This is a genomic window from Phenylobacterium sp., assembly GCF_030651185.1.
In the GTDB taxonomy this organism is placed as follows: Bacteria; Pseudomonadota; Alphaproteobacteria; order Caulobacterales; family Caulobacteraceae; genus Phenylobacterium.
Window position 1 is genome coordinate 13556 of the sequence record NZ_JAUSCJ010000027.1, and the last position, 21235, is coordinate 34790.

The window sequence follows — 21235 nt, forward strand, 5'->3', positions numbered from 1 at the left end:
CGAAGGGCGGCGCTTGCGCCGCCCTTCTGACATTTCCATCAGCCGAGTCGGGCGAGCGCCCGGCGATTGATCTCCAAGGAGAGGCGTCACATGACCAAGCTCAATGAACTGAAGCCGCGCGAAGGCTCCACCAAGAACCGCATGCGCGTTGGCCGCGGTGAAGGCTCCGGCAAGGGCAAGACCGGCGGCCGCGGCGTCAAGGGCCAGAAGGCGCGCTCCGGCGTCGCCATCGCCGGCTTCGAAGGCGGCCAGATGCCGCTGCACATGCGCATGCCCAAGCGCGGGTTCAACAATCCGAATGCGCTGAAGTTCGCCGAGGTGAACTTCTGGCGTCTCGAGCAGGCGATCGCCGCCGGCAAGCTCGACGCCGGCAAGCCCATCGACGCGGCCGTGCTGATCGCCTCGGGCATCGTGCGCCGTGAACTCGACGGCGTCCGCCTGCTGGGCAAGGGCGAACTGACCTCCAAGCTCGACATCACCGTCCATTCGGCTTCCGCCGCGGCCAAGGCCGCGGTCGAAAAGGCCGGCGGCAAGATCACGACGACGGCCCCGGCCGCCGCCGAATCGGCCGAAGCCTAAAGGCTCGCCTGGATCCGTCCCTCCCCAGCCGGGGAGGGGACGGCCACGCCAGATGACACCGCCGGTCGGACGCCCTATGTACGACCGGTCTTAAAGCTTCGGGGTACCCTATGGCTTCGGCCGCCGAACAGCTCGCCGCCAATATGAACTTCGGCGCCTTCGCCAAGGCGACGGAGCTCCACAAGCGCATCACCTTCACCATCATGGCGATGGTGGTGTACCGGCTGGGGACCTACATCCCGATCCCGGGCATCGACATCAACGCCTTCTCCAGCGCCTTCCAGGGCCAGTCCCAGGGCATCCTGGGCATGTTCAACATGTTCTCCGGCGGCGCCGTGGAGCGGATGGCGATCTTCGCCCTGAACGTCGGCCCCTACATCTCGGCCTCGATCATCGTGCAGCTGCTGGGGACGGTCTATCCGCCCTGGGAAAAGCTGCGCAAGGAAGGCGGGGAGGCGGGCCGCAAGACCCTGAACCAGTACACCCGCTACCTGACCGTGCTGCTGGCGCTGCTGCAGTCCTTCGGGATCGCGGTCGGGCTGCAGAACAGCCCGGGCCTGGTGAACAATCCCGGCGTCTTCTTCCTGGTGTCCACGGTCGTGACGCTGACCGGCGGCACCCTGTTCCTGATGTGGCTGGGCGAGCAGATCACCAGCCGCGGGGTCGGCAATGGCGTCTCGCTGATCATCTTCGCGGGGATCGTGGCGGTGCTGCCGCGCGGCATCTTCCAGATGTTCTCCATGACCCGCACCGGCGCCCTGCCGGGCATCGCGCTGTTCCTGATCGCCTTCCTGGCCGTCGCCGTGGTGCTGGTCATCGTCTTCATGGAACGCTCCCAGCGGCGGCTGCTGGTGCAGTATCCAAAGCGCCAGCAGGGTAACCGCATGTTCGGCGGCGACACCTCGTTCCTGCCGCTGAAGATCAACACCGCGGGCGTGATCCCGCCGATCTTCGCCTCGTCCCTGCTGCTGCTGCCGGCGACGGCCATGAGCTTCCTGGCCAATGCCGACCTGCCGGCCTACCTGCAGTGGATGCCCACCGTGGTGGGCCAGCTCCAGCATGGCCGCCCGGCCTTCATGGTGCTGTACGGCGCCCTGATCGTGTTCTTCTGCTTCTTCTACACCTCGGTCGTGTTCAATCCGGACGACACCGCGGAGAACCTGCGCAAGTACGGCGGCTTCCTGCCCGGCATTCGGCCCGGCAAGCGCACGGCGGAGTATCTGGACTTTGTCCTGACCCGCCTGACCGTCGTCGGCGCGGCCTATATCACCGTCGTCTGCCTGCTGCCGGAGGCGCTGATCGCCTTCTACAACGCGCCCTTCTATCTGGGCGGCACCTCGATCCTCATCGTGGTGAGCGTGACGATGGACACCGTGACCCAAATCCAGTCGCATCTTCTGGCCCACCAATATGAGGGCCTCATCAAGAAGTCGAAGCTGCGAGGCGGACGCGGGCGCTAAAGCTCGCGCCACCGAATTTGACGCAGGTCATGGGGATGGCCTGCGGGGAGGGGACATTTAAGTCATGAATTTGATTCTGTTCGGACCGCCGGCCGCCGGCAAGGGCACCCAGGCCAAGCGCTTGATGGATGGCCGCAATATGGTCCAGCTTTCCACCGGCGACATGCTGCGCGCCGCCATCGCCTCGGGCTCGGAGCTCGGCAAACGGGTGTCCGGCGTGATGGAGCGTGGTGAGCTGGTGACCGATGACATCGTCATCGCGCTGATCGAGGAGCGGCTGCCCGAGACCGAGGCCGCCGGCGGCGCGATCTTCGACGGCTTCCCGCGCACCATCGCCCAGGCCAAGGCCCTGGACGCAATGCTGGCCAAGCGCGGCAAGAAGATCGACCTTGTGATCCGCCTGAAGGTGGATGACGCGGCCCTGACCCAACGGATCGCCGGCCGCTTCGCCGAGTCAGGCCGCCCCGACGACAATCCTGAAAGCTTCAAGGTCCGCCTGGCGGCCTATAACGACAACACCGCGCCGCTGCTGCCCTATTACCAGGCGCAGGAGAAGCTGGTGGAGGTGGACGGCATGGGGGCCATCGATGTGGTCGCCGACGCGATCGACAAGGCCCTGGACGCCCCGCGCTAGGGGGCCGCTCAGGCTAACCCAACATTCGTCACCCTCGGGCTTGTCCCCAGGATCCATAGACGCCGCCCCGCCAGACTTGGCGCGGGCGGCGTTATGCGTTCTCGCCCTGCACGTCCGAGATCGTGGATCCTGGGGACAAGCCCGAGGATGACGGTCAGAGGGCAGGGGGAGGGCGAATCCCCCGAACTCCGCGCCGAATCGATTCGAAAACGCCGTATTCGCCGGCCGATCACGCATCGGCGACTTGTTTTGGCCGCGAAAATCAACTGAACATCAGGTCATTCCCCCATATGGGCCTTGGGGGCGGGCCCGGTCGGCGCGCGAGAGCCGAAAGAAGGGCATTTTCCCGCGCTTCCGGCATTGACGGAAACGCAACTGTCCCTATAACGGGCCGCTTCCGCGAAACGCGCGAGGGACGTGCCGTATCCCATCTTGGGTCGGGGCGTTGTTCGCGCTTCTCTGCGTGACCAGGAGAATACCCCAAGTGGCCCGCATCGCCGGCGTAAACATCCCGACTAACAAGCGCGTCGTTATCGCGCTTCAGTACATCCACGGCATCGGCCAGGCGAAAGCCGCCGAGATTGTCCAGAAGGTTGGCATCGAAGACGCTCGTCGCGTCAACCAGCTGACGGACGCCGAGGTGCTGCAAATCCGTGAAGCCATCGACCGTGACTACACGGTGGAAGGCGACCTGCGTCGCGAGACGGCGGTCAACATCAAGCGTCTTATGGACCTGGCCTGCTATCGCGGCCTGCGTCACCGTAAGGGCCTGCCGGTCCGCGGCCAGCGCACCCACACGAACGCTCGGACCCGCAAGGGCCCGGCCAAGCCGATCGCCGGCAAGAAGAAGTAAGAAAGCTAGTCGATGGCCAAGGAACCGGCGCGCGTTAAACGTCGCGAACGCAAGAACATCACCTCGGGCGTGGCGCACGTGAACGCCTCGTTCAACAACACCATGATCACCATCACCGACGCCCAGGGGAACACCATCTCGTGGTCCTCCGCCGGTACGATGGGGTTCAAGGGTTCCCGGAAGTCCACTCCCTATGCCGCCCAGATGGCGGCTGAGGACGCGGGCAAGAAGGCCGCCGAGCACGGCGTGAAGACCCTTGAAGTGAACGTTTCCGGTCCGGGTTCCGGCCGTGAATCGGCGCTTCGCGCGCTGCAGTCGGTGGGTATGACGATCACCACCATCCGCGACGTGACCCCGATTCCGCACAACGGTTGCCGCCCGCCCAAGCGTCGGCGCGTCTGAGTACCGAAGTACTGCTATCCCCCTTCGCCGGACCGCGTAAGCCGCGTCCGGCGATCCTGCGTTCGAGGGACACCTATCCGTGATCGAAAGAAACTGGAACGAGCTCATCCGTCCCGAGAAGCCGCTGATCGAGACCGGCGCCGACGCGAACCGCAAGGCGCGTCTGGTGGCCGAACCTCTCGAGCGTGGCTTTGGCGTGACCCTGGGCAACAGCCTGCGCCGCGTACTTCTATCCTCGCTGCAAGGCGCTGCTGTGACAGCCGTGCAGATCGACGGCGTCGTGCATGAATTCTCCTCGCTGGAAGGCGTGCGGGAAGACGTGGTCGACATCGTTCTGAACATCAAGCAACTGGCCCTGCGCATGCACGCGGAAGGCCCCAAGCGCATGACCCTGCGCGCCACCGGCCCCGGCACGGTGACCGCGGGCCAGATCGATGCCGGCTCCGACATCGAGATCCTGAACCCCGACCACATCCTGTGCACCCTGGACGACGGCGCCCAGGTGCGCATGGAGTTCACCGTGCAGAACGGCAAGGGCTACGTCCCGGCCGAGCAGAACCGTCCGGAAGACGCCCCCATCGGCCTGATCGCCGTGGACAGCCTCTATTCGCCCGTCAAGCGCGTCGCCTATCGCGTCGAGCCGACCCGTCAGGGCCAGAGCCTCGACTACGACAAGCTGATCATGGAAGTCGAAACCAACGGCGCCATCTCGCCGGTTGACGCGGTGGCCTATGCCGCCCGCATCCTGCAAGACCAGCTGCAGATCTTCATCACCTTCGAAGAGCCGAAGAAGAAGGTCGAAGGCGAGGCCAAGCCGGAACTGCCGTTCAACCCGGCGCTGCTGAAGAAGGTCGACGAGCTGGAACTCTCGGTCCGCTCGGCCAACTGCCTGAAGAACGACAACATCGTCTACATCGGCGACCTGATCCAGAAGACGGAAGCGGAAATGCTCCGCACCCCGAACTTCGGGCGCAAGTCGCTGAACGAGATCAAGGAAGTGCTCGCGGGCATGAACCTGCATCTCGGCATGGACGTGCCGAACTGGCCGCCGGAAAACATCGAAGAGCTGGCGAAGAAGTTCGAGGACCAGATGTAGGAAGATTTGAGCGGTTGGGCCCTTCGCCCGCCGCTCGTCGCGCTGACTTCGGGCCGCTTTCAGCGGCACGGGCCTGGTGAAGCCGCAACCGCGGTGGAGGGCCCCGGCGCTTCGTGTTGACCCAGGCGGGAGCAGGCTGGGACTTGATCAGGTAGGGCGGCTTTCCGGAGACCGGAAGCGTCCAACGGGCCAGACGGTCCAGGAGATATGAGATGCGCCACGGTAAAGCCCACCGCAAACTGGGTCGGACCTCCGCCCACCGGACCGCGATGTTCGCCAACATGGCGGCGAGCCTGATCAAGCACGAGCAGATCGTGACCACCCTGCCGAAGGCCAAGGAGCTTCGCCCCGTGGTCGAGAAGCTGGTGACGCTGGCCAAGCGCGGCGACCTGCATGCGCGCCGTCAGGCCATCAGCAAGGTCCGCGACGTCGAACAGGTCGGCAAGCTCTTCGCCGTCATCGGCCCGCGCTACAAGGCCCGCAACGGCGGCTATATCCGCGTGCTCAAGGCCGGCTTCCGCTACGGCGACAACGCGGCCCTGGCCGTGATCGAGTTCGTCGACCGCGATCCGTCCGAAAAGGGCAAGGACTCGGGCCCGGTGCAGGAAAATTCCTTCACCGAGGACTGAGCCTAACGGCCATCCAAGTTCAGAAACCCCGGACAGCAATGTCCGGGGTTTTTGCGTTCTGAGCGCCCACGCTCGCGGCTAAGATTCCCCGAGCAAAAGGAGGGCTCATGCGGGCTTGGATTGTGGTGGCTGCGATGGTTTTCGCGGCCAGCGGGGCGTTCGCCGCGCAGGCGCCGGTGGCGTATCGGCTGACACCGGTTGTCGATCATGGGGCGCTCAGCGCGCTTTCCGTCGAGATGCGGTTCGCCGGCGACGCCGATGGCGTCACCGACCTGGAACTGCCCAGCCAGTGGGCCGAGGGGGAGAAGCTCTGGCGCCTGGTCTCGGGCCTGAGGGTGGAGGGCGCCCAGCTCGATCCGGGCGGCGAGGCGGTGGCGGGCAATCGGCCACGGGCACGGGAAGGAGCGACGCCTTCGCCATCGAGGCGACGACCAATGTGGACCTGACCAAGGACCCCCACTTCCTGGCCCATGAGTACATGCACAGCTGGATCCCCAACCAGGTAGGCGGCCTGCCGCTGCAGGATGAGGCCCGCGACTACTGGTTCAGCGAGGGGTTCACGGAGTTCTATGCCAGCCGGGCGCTGCTGGCCTCGGGGATCTGGTCGCTGGAGGATTTCGTCGCTCGCTACAACGAGGTCCTGACCCGCTATGCCGGCTCGCCGGCCCGCAACTTCACCGCCGATCAGGTGATGGCGGAGTTCTGGACAAACCCGGACGCCCAGCAGTCGCCCTACGACCGGGGTCGCCTGCTGGCCCTGCGCTGGGACCGGGCGGTGCGGGTGGCCAGTGCAGGCAAGCTCTCCCTGGACGACGTCCTGCGCCGGCAGAGGGACGCGGTGCGGGCGGGGCCCAAGGCCGCCGGGGCGCGCCTGGAGCCTGGCGTGTTCGGCGCCTGTTTGACCCTGGGCTCCAAGAGCGTGCCGCGGCGGACGGGGCGAGGGGGGCGGTGCGGCCGTCGTTTCCGTCCAAGACCTATACGAACCACTACACCCTGGTGACCGGGCTGCGGCCCGACCGCCACGGCCTGGTGGACAATGTGATGGTCGACCCCCTGATCCCGGGGGTGACCTTCAGGCTGTCCGACCGGACCACGGTGAAGGACCCGCGCTGGTGGAATGACGCCACGCCGCTGTGGGTGACTGCGGAGCGGCAGGGGGTGATCGCCGCCAGCGTCTTCTGGCCGGGGTCGGAGACAGCCATCCAGGGCGCGCAGCCGACCTACTGGCTGACCTTCGACCAGGAGGTGAGCGCCGAGGCCCGGGTGGACCAGGTGCTGGCCTGGCTGGACCTGCCGGTCGAAAGGCGGCCCGGCTTCATCAGCCTCTATTTCGACGAGACCGATACGGCGGGACACCATGACGGGCCCGACAGTAACGGCCTGGTGATCACCGCCGATCACGGCATGGCGCCGGTTTCGCCCGAACGGGCCATCTATGTCGAGGACATGCTGGCCGAGAGCGCGGCGCGGCGCGTCGCCATGGGCGCCTTCATGACCGTGGTTCCGGCGCCGGGCCGCGAGGCGGAGGTGGAGGCGGCGCTGTTGCGGCGGCACGACAACATGACCTGCTGGCGCAAGGGCGAGATCCCGGCCCGCCACCACTTCGGGAGCCATCGCCGCATTCCGCCGATCTTCTGCCTGCCGCGGACGGGGTGGATGATCATCACGCGGGCCGCGGTCGCCAAGGCGCCGATCAAGGGTGGGGCGCACGGCTTCGATCCCTATGCGCCTGAGATGGCCGCGGTGTTCGTCGCCCATGGTCCCAATATCCGCCACGGGGTGAAGCTGCGCACCACGGACAATGTCGATGTCTATCCGTTGGTGGCGCGGTTGCTGAACTTGACGGTGGAGAAGACCGACGGGAGGCTGTCGGGCCTGAAGCGGGCGCTTGACAGGTAATTGTCAAAATATAGAAATATTCTGGAACTGAGAATTTAATTCCGGAGACCTGCCATGACCCGTCCCGCCATCAGTCCGGTGATCTGGTACCGCGATCCCCGCACGGCGCTGGCCTGGCTGGAAACGGCCTTCGGTTTCGAGACCGCCCTGGTGGTGGACGACGGGCAGGGCGGGGTGATGCACGCCGAGACCATGATCGAGGGCGGGGTGGTGATGGTGGTGGGCCCGCCCCGCGAGAAGGCCACCGCTCCCGTCGCCTTCGGCGGCCGGGCCACCCAGTCGGTGCATGTGCAATTGCGCGAGGGGATCGACGCCCACTGCGAGCGGGCGCGGGCGGCGGGCGCCAGGATCGACCGGGAACCCGAGACCCAAGCCTATGGCGACCGGGTCTATACCTGCCGGGATCTGGAGGATCATCCCTGGTCCTTCGGCCAGACCGTGACCGTGCTCAGCCCCGACGAGCAGGCCAGGGCCACGGGCCACGACATCGCAACCTCACTTTAAGGAGCACGACCATGGCGCGGATGAGTTCGGCCCTGTTTTATCAGGACCCCAGGGCGGCCATCGACTGGCTACAGAAAGCCTTCGGCTTCGAGCTGACCATGCTGCTGGAGGACACCGAGGGCGGTGTCGCCCACTCCCAGCTCAGCTTCGGCGACAGCATGGTGATGGTCGGTGCGGAATGGACCGAGGATCACAAGAGCCCCAAGTCGATCGGCGGCAAGAACACCCAGACTGTGAACCTCCAGATCGACGATGACATCGACGCCCATTGCGCCCGGGCCCGGGCCGCCGGGGCCGAAATCCATGCGGAGCCGGAGACCCAGTTCTATGGCGACCGCACCTATCGTTGCCGCGATCCAGAGGGCCACATCTGGAACGTGTCGCAGACCGTCGCCGTGGTGAGCCGCGAGGCGGCCGAGGCCGCCAGCGGGCTGAAGATCACGGGCTGGGTCTGACTTGGCCGCGAACGCCGCGCTGGACCGTACCCTGGCGGCCCTGGCAGACCCCTACCGCCGCCAGGTGGTGGACCTGCTGAGCCAGAGGCCGCGCCAGGCCGGGGAGCTGGCCCGCGAGGTCGGCCTGCCAGGCCCCGCCATGAGCCGCCACCTGCGCACCCTGCGGGAAAGCGGCCTGGTGGAGGAGTCCCATCCGCCCTTCGATGCGCGGGTGCGCATCTATGCCCTGAGGCCTGAACCCATGGTGCATCTGCTGCGCTGGCTGGAGGAGAGCGAGCGGCTGTGGAGCGAGCAGCTGGTCGCCTTCAAGGCCCATGTCGAGAAAGCGCCGTGACCTCCAAGGTCTTCGTGGCCCTGCGGGTGAAGGCGGCGCCGGAGCGGGCGTTCGCGGCCTTCGTCGGCGAGATCGGGATATGGTGGAAGCCAAATCCGCTCTTTCAGACCACGCCGCGTGCGCCGGGCGTCCTGGCCTTCGAGCCCGGAGTGGGCGGCCGGCTGACCGAGACCCTGGCGGGGGGCAAGATGTTCGAGATCGGCCGGATCACCGTCTGGGAGCCGCCGCACCGACTGGAATTCTCCTGGCGACAGGCCAACTTCCCGGTGGAGCTCAAGACAGAGGTGGAGGTGCGGTTCGAGGCCGTGGGCGACGAGACCCGGGTCAGTATCGAGCATCGCGGGTTCGATCAGGTCCCCAAGGCGAGCGCGGCGCGGCACGGCTTCCCCGACCAGGCGCTGCTTATGCGGCTGGCGGAATACTGGCAGGCGCAGCTGGCGGCCCTGCGGGACGCGGCGACCTAACCCGGTTGTGCGAGTTCCGGTTTTGTTTCAAAATGCGCGGCAGGGGGATAGGACATCATGACCGACGGGACACCCACGGCCACGGGCCGCAAGGCGGCGTTCAGCTTCGTCTTCGCCTGCGCCCTGATGAACGCGGTGTCGTTCGGGATCATGATCCCGGTCCTGCCCAACCTGATCAAGAGCTTCACCGGCGGCGACACCGCCGAGGCGGCGCAGTGGAACGTGGTGTTCGGCTGCGTCTGGGGGATCATGCAGCTGTTTTGCGGGCCGATCCTTGGGATGCTGAGCGACCGGATCGGGCGCAGGCCGGTGCTGCTGATCTCGCTGTTTGGCCTGGCGGTGGACTTCATGTTCATGGCCTTCGCCCCCAACCTGGCCTGGCTGTTCGTGGGCCGGGTGCTGAACGGCCTGACCGCGGCCAGCTTCTCCACCGCCAACGCCTATGTGGCCGACGTCACCGCGCCGCAGGACCGGGCCAAGGCCTTTGGCTGGATGGGCTCGGCCTTTTCCTTCGGCTTCCTGGTGGGGCCGGCGCTTGGCGGGTTCCTGGCGGAGTTCGACCTGCGGCTGCCGTTCCTGGTGGCCGGCGGCCTGACGGCGATCAACTGGCTGTACGGCTATTTCGTGCTGCCGGAGTCACTGCCGGTGGAGAAGCGCACCACCCGCTTCGACTGGAAGCGGGCCAATCCCGTGGGGTCCCTGACCTTCCTGCGCGCGCACGGGGACCTGCTGGGGCTGGCCGGGGTCGGCTTCCTGTTCCAGCTGGCCCACACCGTGCTGCCCTCGATCTTCGTGCTCTATTCCGGCTACCGCTATGGCTGGAGCCCCGGGATCATCGGCCTGACCATGATGGCCACCGGCCTGCTGGGGGTGGGGGTCCAGACCCTGCTGGTGGGGCCCGTGGTGGCGAAGATCGGCGAGCGCGGCGCCCTGCTGCTCGGCGCGGCCGGCGGGGCGGCGGGCTTCGCCCTCTACGGTTTCGCCCCCAACGGCTGGATCTATATCGCCTCGGCCCCGGTCTTCGCCCTGCTGAACTTCATGCAGCCGGGCCTGCAGGGGCTGATGACGCGACGCGTCGGGCCGAGCCAGCAGGGCCAGCTCCAGGGCGCCAACCAGAGCCTGCAGGGTATCGCCTCGGTGATCGGGCCGATCATGTTCGGCCTGATCTTCGCCTGGTCGATCCGCCACGACGCGACCCTGCACGCGCCGGGCCTGGCCATCTATCTCGCGGCCTTCCTGCTGCTGCTCGCCCTGGCTCTTGGCGTCCGGGTGGCCCACGCCCCGGCGGTGGCGCCCGCGGCGGCTTGACGGAACGCGTTACGTCTCTACCGTAAGGCGATCATGACGACGACGCAGACAGAGACGATGAGGGCCTAGGCAGCGGCGACCGGCCGTGCGCCGGAGCCTGTTCGCCTCGCGACCGTCTTTCCCCGACCGCTCCGGCGGCCGGCGCTTCGAGATATCTCATGACCCTGCCAGCCGACCCCAGCCCCCCTTCGGGGGCCTCCGCGTCATCCGCCGTCCGCAAGGCCGGATTGCCGTTCATCGCCATCACCATCTGCCTGGACGTGGTCAGCCACACCATGGTGTTCCCGGTCCTGCCTCGGCTGGTGGAGGAGATGGTCGGCGGCCAGGTGTCGTCGGCCGCCCGCTGGGTGGGGGTGCTGGTGGCCGCCTGGTCGGTGGCGCAGTTCTTCGCCGCGCCAGTGATCGGCATGCTGAGCGACAGGTTCGGCCGCCGGCCGGTGATCCTGATCTCGATCTTCGGCCTGTCCATCGACCTGGCCATCATGGCGCTGGCGCCGACCCTGGCCTGGCTGCTGCTGGGGCGGGTGCTCTGCGGGCTGACCGCCGGGGCCCAGGGGGCGGCCATGGCCTATGTGGCCGACATCACCCCGCAGGAGGAGCGGGCCAAGAGCTATGGCTGGCTGAACGCCGCGGCCTGGACCGGGGTGATCCTGGGGCCGGCCCTGGGCGGGCTGATGGGCGCCTGGGACCCGCGGGCGCCGTTCTGGGCGGCGGCCGCCGTGGCCCTGGCCAACGGCGTCTACGGCCTGATCGTGCTGCCGGAGTCCCTGCCCAAGGAACGCCGGGCGCCGATGCGCTGGGCCAACGCCAATCCGGTGGGCTCGCTGAGCCTGGTGTTTTCCCGGCCGGGCCTGCCGATGCTGGCGCTCATACTGCTGCTGCTGTGGTTCGCCATGCACGCCATGAACAGCGTCTTCGTCCTCTACACGGCCTATCGCTACCAGTGGGATCCGATGGCGCTGGGGATCTTCTGCAGCGCGCTTGGGGCGGTGAACATCGTGGTCACCAGCCAGCTCACCGGGCGGTCGGTGAAGTGGCTGGGGGAGCGCAAGGTGCTGATCGGCGGCCTGGCCCTGCAGGTCATCGGCTTCACCGCCGTGGGGCTGTCGCCGACCGGGTTCTGGTTCTGGATCGCCAACCTGCCCATGGCGCTCTCCAACGTCGCCGGACCCGCCCTGCAGGCCATGATGACCGCCAAGGTCGACCCGGACGAGCAGGGCCGGCTGCAGGGCGCGATGATGGGGGTGGGCAGCCTGACCGGGCTGTTCGGGCCCATCGCCTTCACCCAGATCTTCGCCCTCGCCGTGGCGGCGGGCCGGGACCCGGGGTGGTCGGGCCTGACCATCCTGACGGGCGCGGCCCTGACCCTGGTGGCCTGGAGCCTGGCCCTGGCCTTCGCCCGCGACGTGCCGCCGGAGGCCAAGACCGAAGGCGGCTTGCCAAGTCACCCATGACCGCTAGGCTCGGGTTCATGAGCGTATTCGAGAAGACCAGGGCCTAGGACCCGCGCGGAGGCTCTCGCAGCCTCAGGCGCCGCAGTCCTCGCAACCGGCTTACGGCCGGGCCCTTCGCCGTGCCGGCAGGCGCCGGAACCTCGAGACCCCCATGCCCCCTCCCACCCGCCGCGCGGCGCTGATCTTCGTCGCGATCACCATCTTCCTCGACTATTCCGCCCAATCCATCTCCTTCCCGGTCCTGCCCCGGCTGGCCCAGGAGCTGGTGGGGGGCGACCCCGCCACCGCCGCCCGCTGGGTCGGGTTCCTGGAGGTCGGCTGGGCGATCCCGCAGTTCCTGGCCGCGCCGTTCCTGGGGATGCTGAGCGACCGCTTCGGACGCCGGCCGGTGATCCTGATCTCAGTGTTCGGGGTGGGCGCCGAGCTGGTGATGGGCGCGCTCGCGCCCACCGTCGGCTGGCTGATGGCCGCACGCATTCTCTGCGGCCTGACCTGCGGGGCCCAGGCCGCGGCCATGGCCTATGTGGCCGACGTCACGCCGCCCGAGGACCGCACCAAGGCCTATGGCTGGATGACCGCGGCCCTGTGGAGCGGGATCATCCTGGGGCCGGCGCTGGGTGGCCTGCTGGCCATGAACGACATCCGCGCGCCCTTCTGGGCCGCCGCCGCCGTCGCCGTCCTCGGCGGCATCTACGGGATCTTCGTCCTGCCGGAGTCCCTGCCCAAGGCCAAGCGCGCGCCGATCCGCTGGGCCAAGGCCAACCCCTGGGGGGCCGTGGACCTGCTGGTCCAGCGCAAGGGCCTGCTGGTGCTCGCGATCGCGCTGCTGCTGGTGTGGCTGGCCTTCCAGGCCAAGGACAACCTGCTGGTGCTCTATACGGCCCACCGTTACGGCTGGAGCCCGCTGGACTTCGGGATCTTCTGCAGCGCCCTGGCGGTGGCCAGCATCGCGGTGCAGACCGGCCTGACGGGACGGATCGCCAAGGCCCTGGGCGACAAGCACACGGTGCTGCTGGGCCTGGCCTTGGAGGTCGTCGGCTTCTTCGCCGTGGGGCTGGCGCCGACCGGGGTCTGGTTCTGGATCGCCAACCTGCCCATCGTGCTGGGCAGCATGTCGACGCCGGCCCTGCAGTCGCTGATGAGCGCCAAGGTCGGGGATGAGGAGCAGGGGCGGCTGCAGGGGGCGATGGGATCCATCGTCAGCCTGACCAGCATCACCGCTCCAATCGCGGTCACCCAGGTGTTCGCCGCGACCCTGACCTGGGGGCCGTCCTGGTCGGGCCTGACCATCCTGATCGGCGGCGCCTTGAGCCTGATGGCCTGGATACTTGTCCTCGTCTTCGCGAGGCTTGTTTCCCCCGAATAGAAGTCAGCCTAGATGCGTGCCATCAATGCGCCTGAAACCTCGTCAAAGTCCGGCGACGTTTCCCCGCTCGGAGAGCCCATGCGAGCCCATCGCGTCCTGATCCCCATCCTGGCCCTGCTGGCCGCCTGTTCTGATCCCTCGGCCAAGTCCAAGGCCCAGATACCGCCCCTGGTGCAGCCGACCCGGGCGGCGCCCGGCGACTCCATGACCATGAAGATGTCCTTTGCCCCGGTGGTGAAGCGCGCGGCGCCGGCGGTGGTGAACATCTCGTCCAAGCGCCTGGTCCGCCAGCAGTCCGATCCGTTCTGGCAGATGTTCGGCATGGGGGCGCCGCGCGAGCGGATCGAGGGCTCCCTGGGGTCGGGGGTCATCGTGCGCAGCGACGGGGTGATCATCACCAACAACCACGTGGTGCAGGGCGGCCAGGAAATCATCGTGGCCCTGGCCGACCGCCGCGAGTTCCCCGCCAAGCTGCTGCTGGCCGACCCGCGCACCGACCTGGCGGTGCTGAAGATCGACGTGGGGTCAGAGCGCCTGCCGGTGCTGCCCATCGACGACACCGGCGAGGCCCAGGTCGGCGACCTGGTGCTGGCCATCGGCGACCCCTTCGGCGTCGGCCAGACGGTGACCAACGGCATCATCTCGGCCCTGAACCGCAGCACTGACCCCAATGGCGATACCGCCAACGCCTATATCCAGACCGACGCGGCGATCAATCCGGGCAATTCCGGCGGCGCCCTGGTGGACATGGACGGCGACCTGATCGGGGTGAACAGCTTCATCCTCTCGCGCTCGGGCACCTCGTCGGGGGTCGGCTTCGCCATCCCCGGCGCGATGGTCAAGCGGATCGTCGAGACGGCGGCCGGTGGCGGCCAGGTGGTGGTGCGGCCCTGGCTGGGGGCGCGGACCCAGCCGGTGACCGGCGACATCGCCCACAGCCTGGGCATGACCATTCCCTCGGGCGCCCTGGTGGCCGACATCTGGCCGGGCGGTCCCGCCGCCCGCGCGGGCCTCAAGCCGCAGGATGTGATCCTGTCGGTGGACGGCAAGCCCGTGGCCGACCCCGCGGGGGTGAGCTACGCGCTCGGCTCCAGCCGTCCGGGCGAGATCCTGAAGCTGGGGGTGCTGCGCGACGGCGCCAACCTGACCCTGAACCTGAAGGCCGAGGCGCCGCCCGCGACGCCCGCCAAGGACGAACGGGTGATCGCCGGCCGCAATCCCTTCGACGGGGCGACGGTGGTGAACCTGTCGCCGGCGGTGGCCGATGAGCTGGGTCTCGATCCCTTCTCCGGCAAGGGCGTGCTGGTGACCAAGCTGGGCCGGGGGTTCGCGATGAACGCCGGCCTGCGTCCGGGCGACATCGTCCGCCGGGTTAACGGCCGCGACATCAACTCGGTGCGCGACCTGGTGGGCATCGTCAGCAGCAATGGCGGCCAGTGGCAGGTGACCATCGTGCGGGCCGGCCAGGAGATCACGGCCAACTTCCGGACGTAGCGCTTCCTGTTTCGGCCTGGGACCGGCAACATGCCCCAGGGCTGTCAGGGAGGCTGGGCGTGACGGGCGCGCAACCGGCGTTGCCGGTGTTCTTCGAGCAGGTGTTCGCCTGCTCGCCAGAGGTGGCCGCGGTGATCGCCGGGCGCGCCGCCGAGCGACGCTATGAGCCGCGGGCCCTGATCCTCCGCCAGGGCGACCGCACGGGCGAGACCTTCATCCTGGTGTTCGGGACGGCGCACGCCCTGCTCTACGGCCGGGACGGGCAGATGGCCCTGCTGCGGGAGTTCGCGGCCGGTGATATCTTCGGCTCGATCGCCGAGGCCCGGCCTGCGCCCGAGGAGGCTGACATCGTGGCAGCGGAGGCTGCTGGGGCCGCGGCGTTCCTGGCTCTGGATTTCCTGGGGCTCATCGAGGCCCATAGCTGCGTGGGGCTGGCGGTCTCGCGCATGCTGCTGAAGCAACTTCGGGCGGCGACCGGCAAGTTCGCGGAGCGGGCGACCCTTTCGGCCCAGGGCCGAGTCTATGCGGAACTGCTGAGGCTGGCGCGGCAGGGGGATGGGCAGACGCTCTCGCCCGCGCCGGTGCTGTCAGCCCTGGCGGTCCGGGTCCAGACGACGCGGGAGACGGCGTCGCGGGCGGTGGGGGCGCTGGAGCGGCGGGGCATCCTGCGCCGGGATGACGGAGGCTGGATCATCGCCGCGCCGCACCGGCTGGAAGACCTAGTGGTCTGAGGCCGTCCGGCTCAGGGCGAAGATGCCGGTCGCCTGATGCGGGTCCGCAGCGTCCAGGTCGCCGACATACTGCGTCCGCAGGCCGGGAAGGGCGCCGGCCGCATGGAGGGCGGCGGCGAAGTCGTCGCTGACCTGGATGGATCCGGCTGGGGTCGCCGCCAGGATTTGCGAAGGTATCGTCACGACCTCGCCCAGCAACAGGCCGGGGCCGCCGAACGGATCGGCCGCCTGCCGCGTCAGGCCGTAGGCCCCCGCGACGCGGGCGCCTACGGCGGCGACATCCAGAGCGAACGCGGCCGCCTCGGCGGGACCGGTAAAGGCCGCGGTGAACCGCTGTCCCTCCCAGGTCGGGGGTGCGAGCGGGGGTGGGCCGCCGATCGCCGCCAATCGGGGCAGGACGGTCTCGACCAGCTCGGTGCGAGGCGTTTCGGCGAAGTCCACGAGCAGCAAGGCCACGAGACGCGCCGTCCCGGCGTCGGGTGGCGCGGCGGCCCCGGGGGTCCGCGGAATCGCCAGGGCGTGCTGGCGGCGTCCGCTGCCCGCCCACTTCACGACGCTCCAGCCGCTGGAGCCCATCTGGTCGGCCGACGCGTCCACCACCACCATCTGCACCGCTTCGGTCTCCAGGGCCTGGGCGCGCATGGCCGCGCAGCCCATCGCCACCTCGGCCGCCAGCCGGATGGCCAGGGGATGGCCGGCGTCGTCCGCAGACCCGACGATACGCAGGCTCTCGGCCGCCGCGATCAGGGCGTCGAACCGGGCCGCCCAATCGCCGCCGGCCGGAACCACGGACGCCGCGCGGAACAGGTCCATCGCGGCGGGCAGAACCACGTGCAACTCGGCGCCGCGGGCCAGCAGGGCCTCGGCGATGACGATGTCCGTCCCCGCCGCCAGGGCACCGTAACCGAAGCCGACCCGCTCGGCCTCCAGCAACTCCGCCGCCTGCCGCGCCACGGCCTGGCTCTCCGCGCCCAGGGCCATGTGACCGGCGAAGTGCAGGGTGCGCGGCGGCCGCAGGGCGGCGAGCCAGCCGGCTTCCTCCCCCAGGGCGGCCAGGATCAGGGCGAACTGACGAAGGGTCGAGGCGTGGTCCTCCCAGGCGCGCGGGGCCAGCGCCATGGCCTGGACCAGGGCGGCGCGGGCGGCCTCGGCGTCCCCCAGGACCAGCAGGGCCTCGGCCCGGGTGGCGGCGCGCCAGTAGGGGGTCTCGGCCTGGTCGGGGGCGGCGTCCAGGACCTCCAGCACCCGGCGCGCGCCGGCCCCGGCGCCGGCCTCATCGCCCCCCAGCAGGGCCAGGGTGGCGGCATTGATCAGGGGATAGGTGTCGCCGCTGAGGGCACCCGCCTGCCGATAGGCCAGGGCGGCCTGGGCGTAGAAGCCGCGCCGCGCCGCGCCGGCAGCCGCCAGGGCGCGGTCCTTCAGCAGGCGACCCCGCACGCTGAGTACGGCGGGGTCGTCGTCGATGTCTTCCAGCCCAGCCTCGCGGAACAACCGCCACGCGTGGTCCAGGGCTCCGGACCGCGCGTGGGCGATGATGGTGAGCAGGGACGGCTGCATGCTTAGGCTCACCTGGGATCAGCTGTCGTTCTGGACCTTGGGATCGTAGATGACAGGGAGCTCATATTCATGATCGTTTGCGTCTCGAACGACCAACCCCAGATTAAACGGAAGTGGTTGGTTTCCGACGTGTTCCGTAATCTCGCACAAGAACGAAGCCGATTTGGCGAGCTTTCTGTCAGGATCAATTTTCGATAGAAGTATTCGTGACAATATCTTCATCGCATATACGCTTCCAGCGGTCACGGCGTACTGATTTGTACTTCCATCTAGAACGGTTTCATCATCACCTGGCATGAAGAATAAGTCATCATTTTCGAGATTAACCACTATTTCAACATAACTACCTGCAGGAAGCAAAAATTTCCTTAGATCAAGGTCCAATTTCGTACTTTTGTAGGTCCCATTAGATCCAAGGACATGGTTGGGCGTGACAAGCACCTTCATGTCGTGTGGATTTGCGTCGGAAATAGTGATCGTAATTGTTTCGGATTTCGCGACGCCTGGATCTTCAGAAAGCTGATAGAGGCCATTGGGGACAACCAGCATTTTCATGTTCAGTGTTCCTTTCGATTCGCTTTGGTGAACTCAAGTTCCAAGTTGAAATCGATCCCCCACCGGGGTGACCGATGGATGGCCCGGAGGCGGGGCTCGTTGCGGCGGAGGTAATCGAGAGACGGGTCGATCACGCCTCGCGCGGTCGCCACTCGGGCGGCGATGATCGCGCAGAAGTCCCGGGTCTCCTCGTCCTCAAGGGCGAGCTTGGAGCCGCAGTCGGCCAGGTAGGGCGTGACCGCGCCGGGGCTGCCGCCGTCCGCCAGGATGGCCTTCGCCAGGAAGAGCCCCGTGGCCAGTTTCTGCTTGGCGCGCCAGGCGTTCTCCGGATCGGCGGCGGCCAGTTTGGCGGCCTCGGCATAGGTCCGGACCAGGCGCGCGCGGGCGGCGGTCGGCTTGCCGTCGTCGAGATCGATCAACCCCAGGCCCAGGTCGTTGCCCAGGTGGTCGCGGATATAGACGCTGTTCTTGGGATCGGCGGCGGCCAGGGCGGCGATGATGGCGGCCTCCTGCCGCCGGCTGGCGCGGGCGTCGCCGAAGTGGCGCAGGGCGCGCTGGCTGTCGGCCAGCCAGCCATAGCCGTCGGCGAGTTCACGCTTGAGGTCGGCGTCGGCCGGCTTGGCGCGGACAGCCGCCTGGAAGTGGACCAGGGCGCGCTTGAAGCGGGCCTCCGCGGCGGCCGGATCGTCCCGGTCGCGCAGGGCCACCATGCCGAGATTGTTCTCGGCGTATCCCGCCTCCATCCGCCAGTCGGGGTTGTTGGCGTCGATGGCCAGCAGGCGCTGGGCCAGGTCCGCATAGCGCTGGAAGCCGGCCTCGGCCTGTGCGAACCGGTGTCGCCGCCAGTCGATGAAGGCGACCCAGTATTCGCTCTGGGCGTGGTTGAAGATCCGCTCCGGATCGCCGGGCAGGTCGGCCAGGAGGGCCCCGGTGGTGCGGCGGGCCTCGCGGAATTCGGTGGAGGCCGCGGCCATGTCGCCGCGCGCCTCGTCGTCCTCGCCCATGGCGTGGAGCGCTCGGGCGCGGCGCTCCAGGGAGTCGGCGGGCAAGCGCTGCAGATCCTGGTCGGCATAGTAGCCGAGCGCGCGGGCGTTGACGGCGGTGAGGACGTCGAGCCGTCCTACCCCCTTCAGCCTGTCGCGCAGATCGGTCAGCATGAATTCCACCAGGGCCTCCGCCTCGGCGCGCTGTCTCTGGGCTTCCGCCCGGGAGGCCAGCGCGAAGATCGTCAATGTCCCCATGGCTAGCACCGCGATCAGGGCCGCCACCGTGACGGCCATCACGCCGCGCAGCCGCCGTTGGGCGTCGCGCTGGATCAGCTCGTCCAGCCCCAGCCCCACCACGCCCGCCACCAGTTTCAGCAGTCCCAGGCGCGGACCGTCGCCCTCGGGGCGGAAGTCGGCGGCCAGGGGTTCGACGGGTGCGCCCTCGGCGTCCCGCGTCCGGAGAGCGTCGGGGAAGGCCAGGGCCGGATCGCCCGCGGCCACCACGGCCAGGACCGGCCGGTCCGGGTGCAGGCCGCGGAACAGCTCCACCTCGCGCGCGACCCAGGGGGAGGCGGCGGCGGCAGGGGAGCAGACGACGATCAGGGCGTCCGAGGCGGCCAGGGCCGCCCGCACCTCCGCGGTCAAGTCACCGGCGGCCGAAAGCTCCTCGCGGTCTCGGAAGATGGGCGCGAGCCGGCGCGGAACCGCGCCCCGCGCTGTTGTTCGCCCGACCAGCCTGGCCGGCAAGCCATAGCGCTCGAGCCTTCTGTGCAGGCGCCGACCGAAGGCCGCGTCGCGATGGCTGTAGCTGATGAAGGCGCGATACCGCACCAAGTCCCCGTCCATCGCCGCCCCCTAACGATGTTCCACGAACACCGTGCCAGAGCAGGGCAGGCGGCACAACGATATCGAGTGGCGGGGTGGTTTGCGCGCGGAGCGTGACGGCGGTCACGGACCGGCCGCTCCGGCGCGGCTAGTCCAGCGTCGACCGAGCCATGAGGGTCTCGGGACGGCTGACGGGAGATCGCTATGATTTCGGTGAAGTTCGAGCGCGAACAGAAGGACGGGCTGCTGTTCAGCGCGGTGTACGTCGCGGGGGACCGACTTGAGTTCCACAACGACATCGCATGGAAGCTGCTGGAGCGCGGACGGGAGTATGACATCCACTGGCGGACCCTCGGTCCGACCGGGTCGTCCCTGGTCATTTCGAAAACCGCGGGCGGCGCCGCCGATAAGATCGTCAACTCCGTGATCCGGGACGAAGATCAAGGCCGCGTCTCCGACTTCACGCTCTTCACGGTCTGAGGGAGGTCGGCATGAGAATTCTGCTCAATCTCGCCCTTGTCGTCGCCATGGCGGGCGCCGGTCCGGCGTTCGCTGAGGAACTGTCGAAGGGCAAAGCCGAAGCGCTGATCAAGGCCTCGGGTCCCGACGCCGACGCCCGCGCCGGCATGGCCGCGTCGGCCTTCGCGGTCACCGCCGATGGAGACAAGACCGCCGTCTCCGTGACGGTGACACGCAGTTGGGAGGCCACCGGAGACGCGCTCGCGGTGAAGAACCTTGCCGTGAAATTCTCCGCGCCCTTCGACAAGAACAACGGCGAGGGAAACTTCCTGACCGGTAGCGGTCTGAACGCGAGCACAGCGCTCGAAGTCACCTACGGCGGGCTGATCGTCCGAGGCGGTGCCCTGCCCACCAGCGAACGCTCGCTCTCGACCTACAAGACGGCGGAAGAGAACTGTCACAAGGCCGAGGCGCCGGCCCTGTGGGGCGATCTCTGCGACAAGAAGACGTTCAACGAGATCAAGAAGTATCTCTCCGAGAGCCAGCGGGCTGACTTCGCCGACGAAGCCTTCCTGAACAGCCCGCTCTGGCTTTGGGGAATCTCCGCCAGTCTTGGCCACGATGAGTTCGAACATCGCGACCTGGCGACGTTCGCCAAGGCTTCCACCACACGCACCCCGTATGGAGCTTCAATTCAGGGTGGGGTCGTTCCGAACCACAGCCTAGTCTACCTGGGCGGGGGCCTGGAGTTCAAACAGGAGTACGCCGATGCGAAGGCTCGCACCCTTTGCAGGCCCCTGCCGGCCGGAAGCCCCTTGGAATGCTTCACCGCCTCGTATGCAGGGCCCCAGAGTCAGCGAACCCTCGACGTCTTCGGGGTGATCCGCGCCGAAACCCGGCAATTTTACGTGCCGCTGGGGCTGGAGGTGAAGGCCGCATACGATTTCGAGCGGCAGATCCCCGGAGCGGTGGCGTCGCTCTACGCGGTGTCGGACAAGGACAAGAGGCTGCGGGGCGGTCTGCGTTTCGCCTGGCAGGCCGACGACGACGATCCGGTGACCGACGACGACAACTTCACGGTCGGAGTGTTCATCGGCGCGGCCTTCTCCGCCTTCCCGACCTTCTGACGCCTTCAGGCGGGCTGTCGGGGCAGACCGTGATCCGCCCTGACGGCTCGTTCTGCATTTGCTA

The 21235-nt window shown here is 68.1% G+C and carries 24 protein-coding genes; 21 read left to right on the plus strand and 3 right to left on the minus strand.

The window, feature by feature from the left end; translation table 11 throughout:
* Positions 1 to 90 precede the first annotated feature (90 nt).
* The 19 genes from rplO (at position 91) to Q7J39_RS12700 (ending at position 15662) form a co-directional block, all read left to right on the plus strand.
* The gene (gene rplO / locus Q7J39_RS12610) at positions 91 to 579 is read left to right on the plus strand and encodes a 50S ribosomal protein L15 (RefSeq protein ID WP_293492201.1); all 489 of its coding nucleotides are present in this window, start codon (positions 91 to 93) and stop codon (positions 577 to 579) included.
* 110 nt (positions 580 to 689) lie between these two features.
* Positions 690 to 2039, plus strand: a complete 1350-nt coding sequence (gene secY, locus Q7J39_RS12615; RefSeq protein ID WP_304825331.1) for a preprotein translocase subunit SecY — start codon at positions 690 to 692, stop codon at positions 2037 to 2039.
* A 64-nt stretch (positions 2040 to 2103) separates the two neighbouring features.
* Positions 2104 to 2673 carry an adenylate kinase gene (locus tag Q7J39_RS12620; RefSeq protein WP_304825334.1) on the plus strand — a complete coding sequence of 190 codons (570 nt, stop codon included), beginning with the start codon at positions 2104 to 2106 and terminating at the stop codon, positions 2671 to 2673.
* Positions 2674 to 3157: 484 nt separating this feature from the next.
* The gene (gene rpsM, locus Q7J39_RS12625; RefSeq protein WP_215340948.1) at positions 3158 to 3526 is read left to right on the plus strand and encodes a 30S ribosomal protein S13; all 369 of its coding nucleotides are present in this window, start codon (positions 3158 to 3160) and stop codon (positions 3524 to 3526) included.
* Positions 3527 to 3538: 12 nt separating this feature from the next.
* Positions 3539 to 3928 (plus strand): 30S ribosomal protein S11, encoded by a 390-nt coding sequence (gene rpsK / locus Q7J39_RS12630; protein ID WP_215340947.1) that lies wholly within the window; start codon positions 3539 to 3541, stop codon positions 3926 to 3928.
* Between the two features lie 79 nt (positions 3929 to 4007).
* Positions 4008 to 5024, plus strand: coding sequence for a DNA-directed RNA polymerase subunit alpha (locus tag Q7J39_RS12635; protein ID WP_304825341.1), 1017 nt, complete (start codon positions 4008 to 4010; stop codon positions 5022 to 5024).
* Between the two features lie 212 nt (positions 5025 to 5236).
* Positions 5237 to 5653 carry a 50S ribosomal protein L17 gene (gene rplQ, locus Q7J39_RS12640; protein ID WP_304825345.1) on the plus strand — a complete coding sequence of 139 codons (417 nt, stop codon included), beginning with the start codon at positions 5237 to 5239 and terminating at the stop codon, positions 5651 to 5653.
* Between the two features lie 107 nt (positions 5654 to 5760).
* A complete protein-coding gene (locus tag Q7J39_RS12645; RefSeq protein ID WP_304825349.1) occupies positions 5761 to 6099 on the plus strand; it encodes a hypothetical protein in 339 nt (112 codons plus the stop codon).
* Positions 6090 to 6653, plus strand: coding sequence for a hypothetical protein (locus tag Q7J39_RS12650; protein WP_304825352.1), 564 nt, complete (start codon positions 6090 to 6092; stop codon positions 6651 to 6653). Before Q7J39_RS12645 ends, Q7J39_RS12650 begins: the two co-directional genes overlap by 10 nt.
* Positions 6602 to 7552, plus strand: coding sequence for an alkaline phosphatase family protein (locus Q7J39_RS12655; protein ID WP_304825355.1), 951 nt, complete (start codon positions 6602 to 6604; stop codon positions 7550 to 7552). The genes Q7J39_RS12650 and Q7J39_RS12655 overlap by 52 nt, the downstream gene beginning before the upstream one ends.
* A 54-nt stretch (positions 7553 to 7606) precedes the next feature.
* Positions 7607 to 8056, plus strand: a complete 450-nt coding sequence (locus tag Q7J39_RS12660) for a VOC family protein (protein WP_304825358.1) — start codon at positions 7607 to 7609, stop codon at positions 8054 to 8056.
* A gap of 11 nt (positions 8057 to 8067) precedes the next feature.
* Positions 8068 to 8511: a VOC family protein gene (locus Q7J39_RS12665; protein WP_304825361.1), complete on the plus strand. Its 444-nt coding sequence runs from the start codon at positions 8068 to 8070 to the stop codon at positions 8509 to 8511.
* Position 8512: 1 nt separating this feature from the next.
* Positions 8513 to 8845, plus strand: coding sequence for a helix-turn-helix transcriptional regulator (locus Q7J39_RS12670; protein ID WP_304825365.1), 333 nt, complete (start codon positions 8513 to 8515; stop codon positions 8843 to 8845).
* Positions 8842 to 9309, plus strand: coding sequence for an SRPBCC family protein (locus tag Q7J39_RS12675; protein ID WP_304825368.1), 468 nt, complete (start codon positions 8842 to 8844; stop codon positions 9307 to 9309). Before Q7J39_RS12670 ends, Q7J39_RS12675 begins: the two co-directional genes overlap by 4 nt.
* A gap of 57 nt (positions 9310 to 9366) precedes the next feature.
* A complete protein-coding gene (locus tag Q7J39_RS12680) occupies positions 9367 to 10617 on the plus strand; it encodes a TCR/Tet family MFS transporter (protein ID WP_304825372.1) in 1251 nt (416 codons plus the stop codon).
* Positions 10618 to 10775: 158 nt separating this feature from the next.
* Positions 10776 to 12071, plus strand: a complete 1296-nt coding sequence (locus tag Q7J39_RS12685) for an MFS transporter (protein WP_304825375.1) — start codon at positions 10776 to 10778, stop codon at positions 12069 to 12071.
* A 151-nt stretch (positions 12072 to 12222) separates the two neighbouring features.
* Entirely contained in the window at positions 12223 to 13437 is a 1215-nt protein-coding gene (locus Q7J39_RS12690; RefSeq protein ID WP_304825379.1) for an MFS transporter, read from the plus strand.
* A gap of 78 nt (positions 13438 to 13515) precedes the next feature.
* Positions 13516 to 14931, plus strand: a complete 1416-nt coding sequence (locus Q7J39_RS12695) for a Do family serine endopeptidase (protein ID WP_304825383.1) — start codon at positions 13516 to 13518, stop codon at positions 14929 to 14931.
* A gap of 59 nt (positions 14932 to 14990) precedes the next feature.
* A complete protein-coding gene (locus Q7J39_RS12700) occupies positions 14991 to 15662 on the plus strand; it encodes a Crp/Fnr family transcriptional regulator (RefSeq protein WP_304825386.1) in 672 nt (223 codons plus the stop codon).
* On the opposite strand, the gene Q7J39_RS12705 is transcribed toward Q7J39_RS12700, so the two are convergent.
* The 3 genes from Q7J39_RS12705 to Q7J39_RS12715 are packed head-to-tail and all read right to left on the minus strand — an operon-like array spanning position 15651 to position 19606.
* Positions 15651 to 17219 (minus strand): TRAFs-binding domain-containing protein, encoded by a 1569-nt coding sequence (locus Q7J39_RS12705; protein WP_304825389.1) that lies wholly within the window; start codon positions 17217 to 17219, stop codon positions 15651 to 15653. The two genes, Q7J39_RS12700 and Q7J39_RS12705, sit on opposite strands and share 12 nt — an antisense overlap.
* 18 nt (positions 17220 to 17237) lie before the next feature.
* Positions 17238 to 17774, minus strand: coding sequence for a hypothetical protein (locus Q7J39_RS12710; protein WP_304825392.1), 537 nt, complete (start codon positions 17772 to 17774; stop codon positions 17238 to 17240).
* A gap of 2 nt (positions 17775 to 17776) precedes the next feature.
* Positions 17777 to 19606, minus strand: coding sequence for a TIR domain-containing protein (locus tag Q7J39_RS12715; protein ID WP_304825395.1), 1830 nt, complete (start codon positions 19604 to 19606; stop codon positions 17777 to 17779).
* A 183-nt stretch (positions 19607 to 19789) separates the two neighbouring features.
* On the opposite strand from Q7J39_RS12715, the gene Q7J39_RS12720 reads away from it, so the two are divergent.
* Together Q7J39_RS12720 and Q7J39_RS12725 are read left to right on the plus strand one after the other, a co-directional pair.
* Positions 19790 to 20065 (plus strand): hypothetical protein, encoded by a 276-nt coding sequence (locus Q7J39_RS12720; RefSeq protein ID WP_304825398.1) that lies wholly within the window; start codon positions 19790 to 19792, stop codon positions 20063 to 20065.
* Between the two features lie 11 nt (positions 20066 to 20076).
* Positions 20077 to 21171: a hypothetical protein gene (locus Q7J39_RS12725; RefSeq protein WP_304825401.1), complete on the plus strand. Its 1095-nt coding sequence runs from the start codon at positions 20077 to 20079 to the stop codon at positions 21169 to 21171.
* The last annotated feature ends 64 nt before the right edge of the window (positions 21172 to 21235 follow it).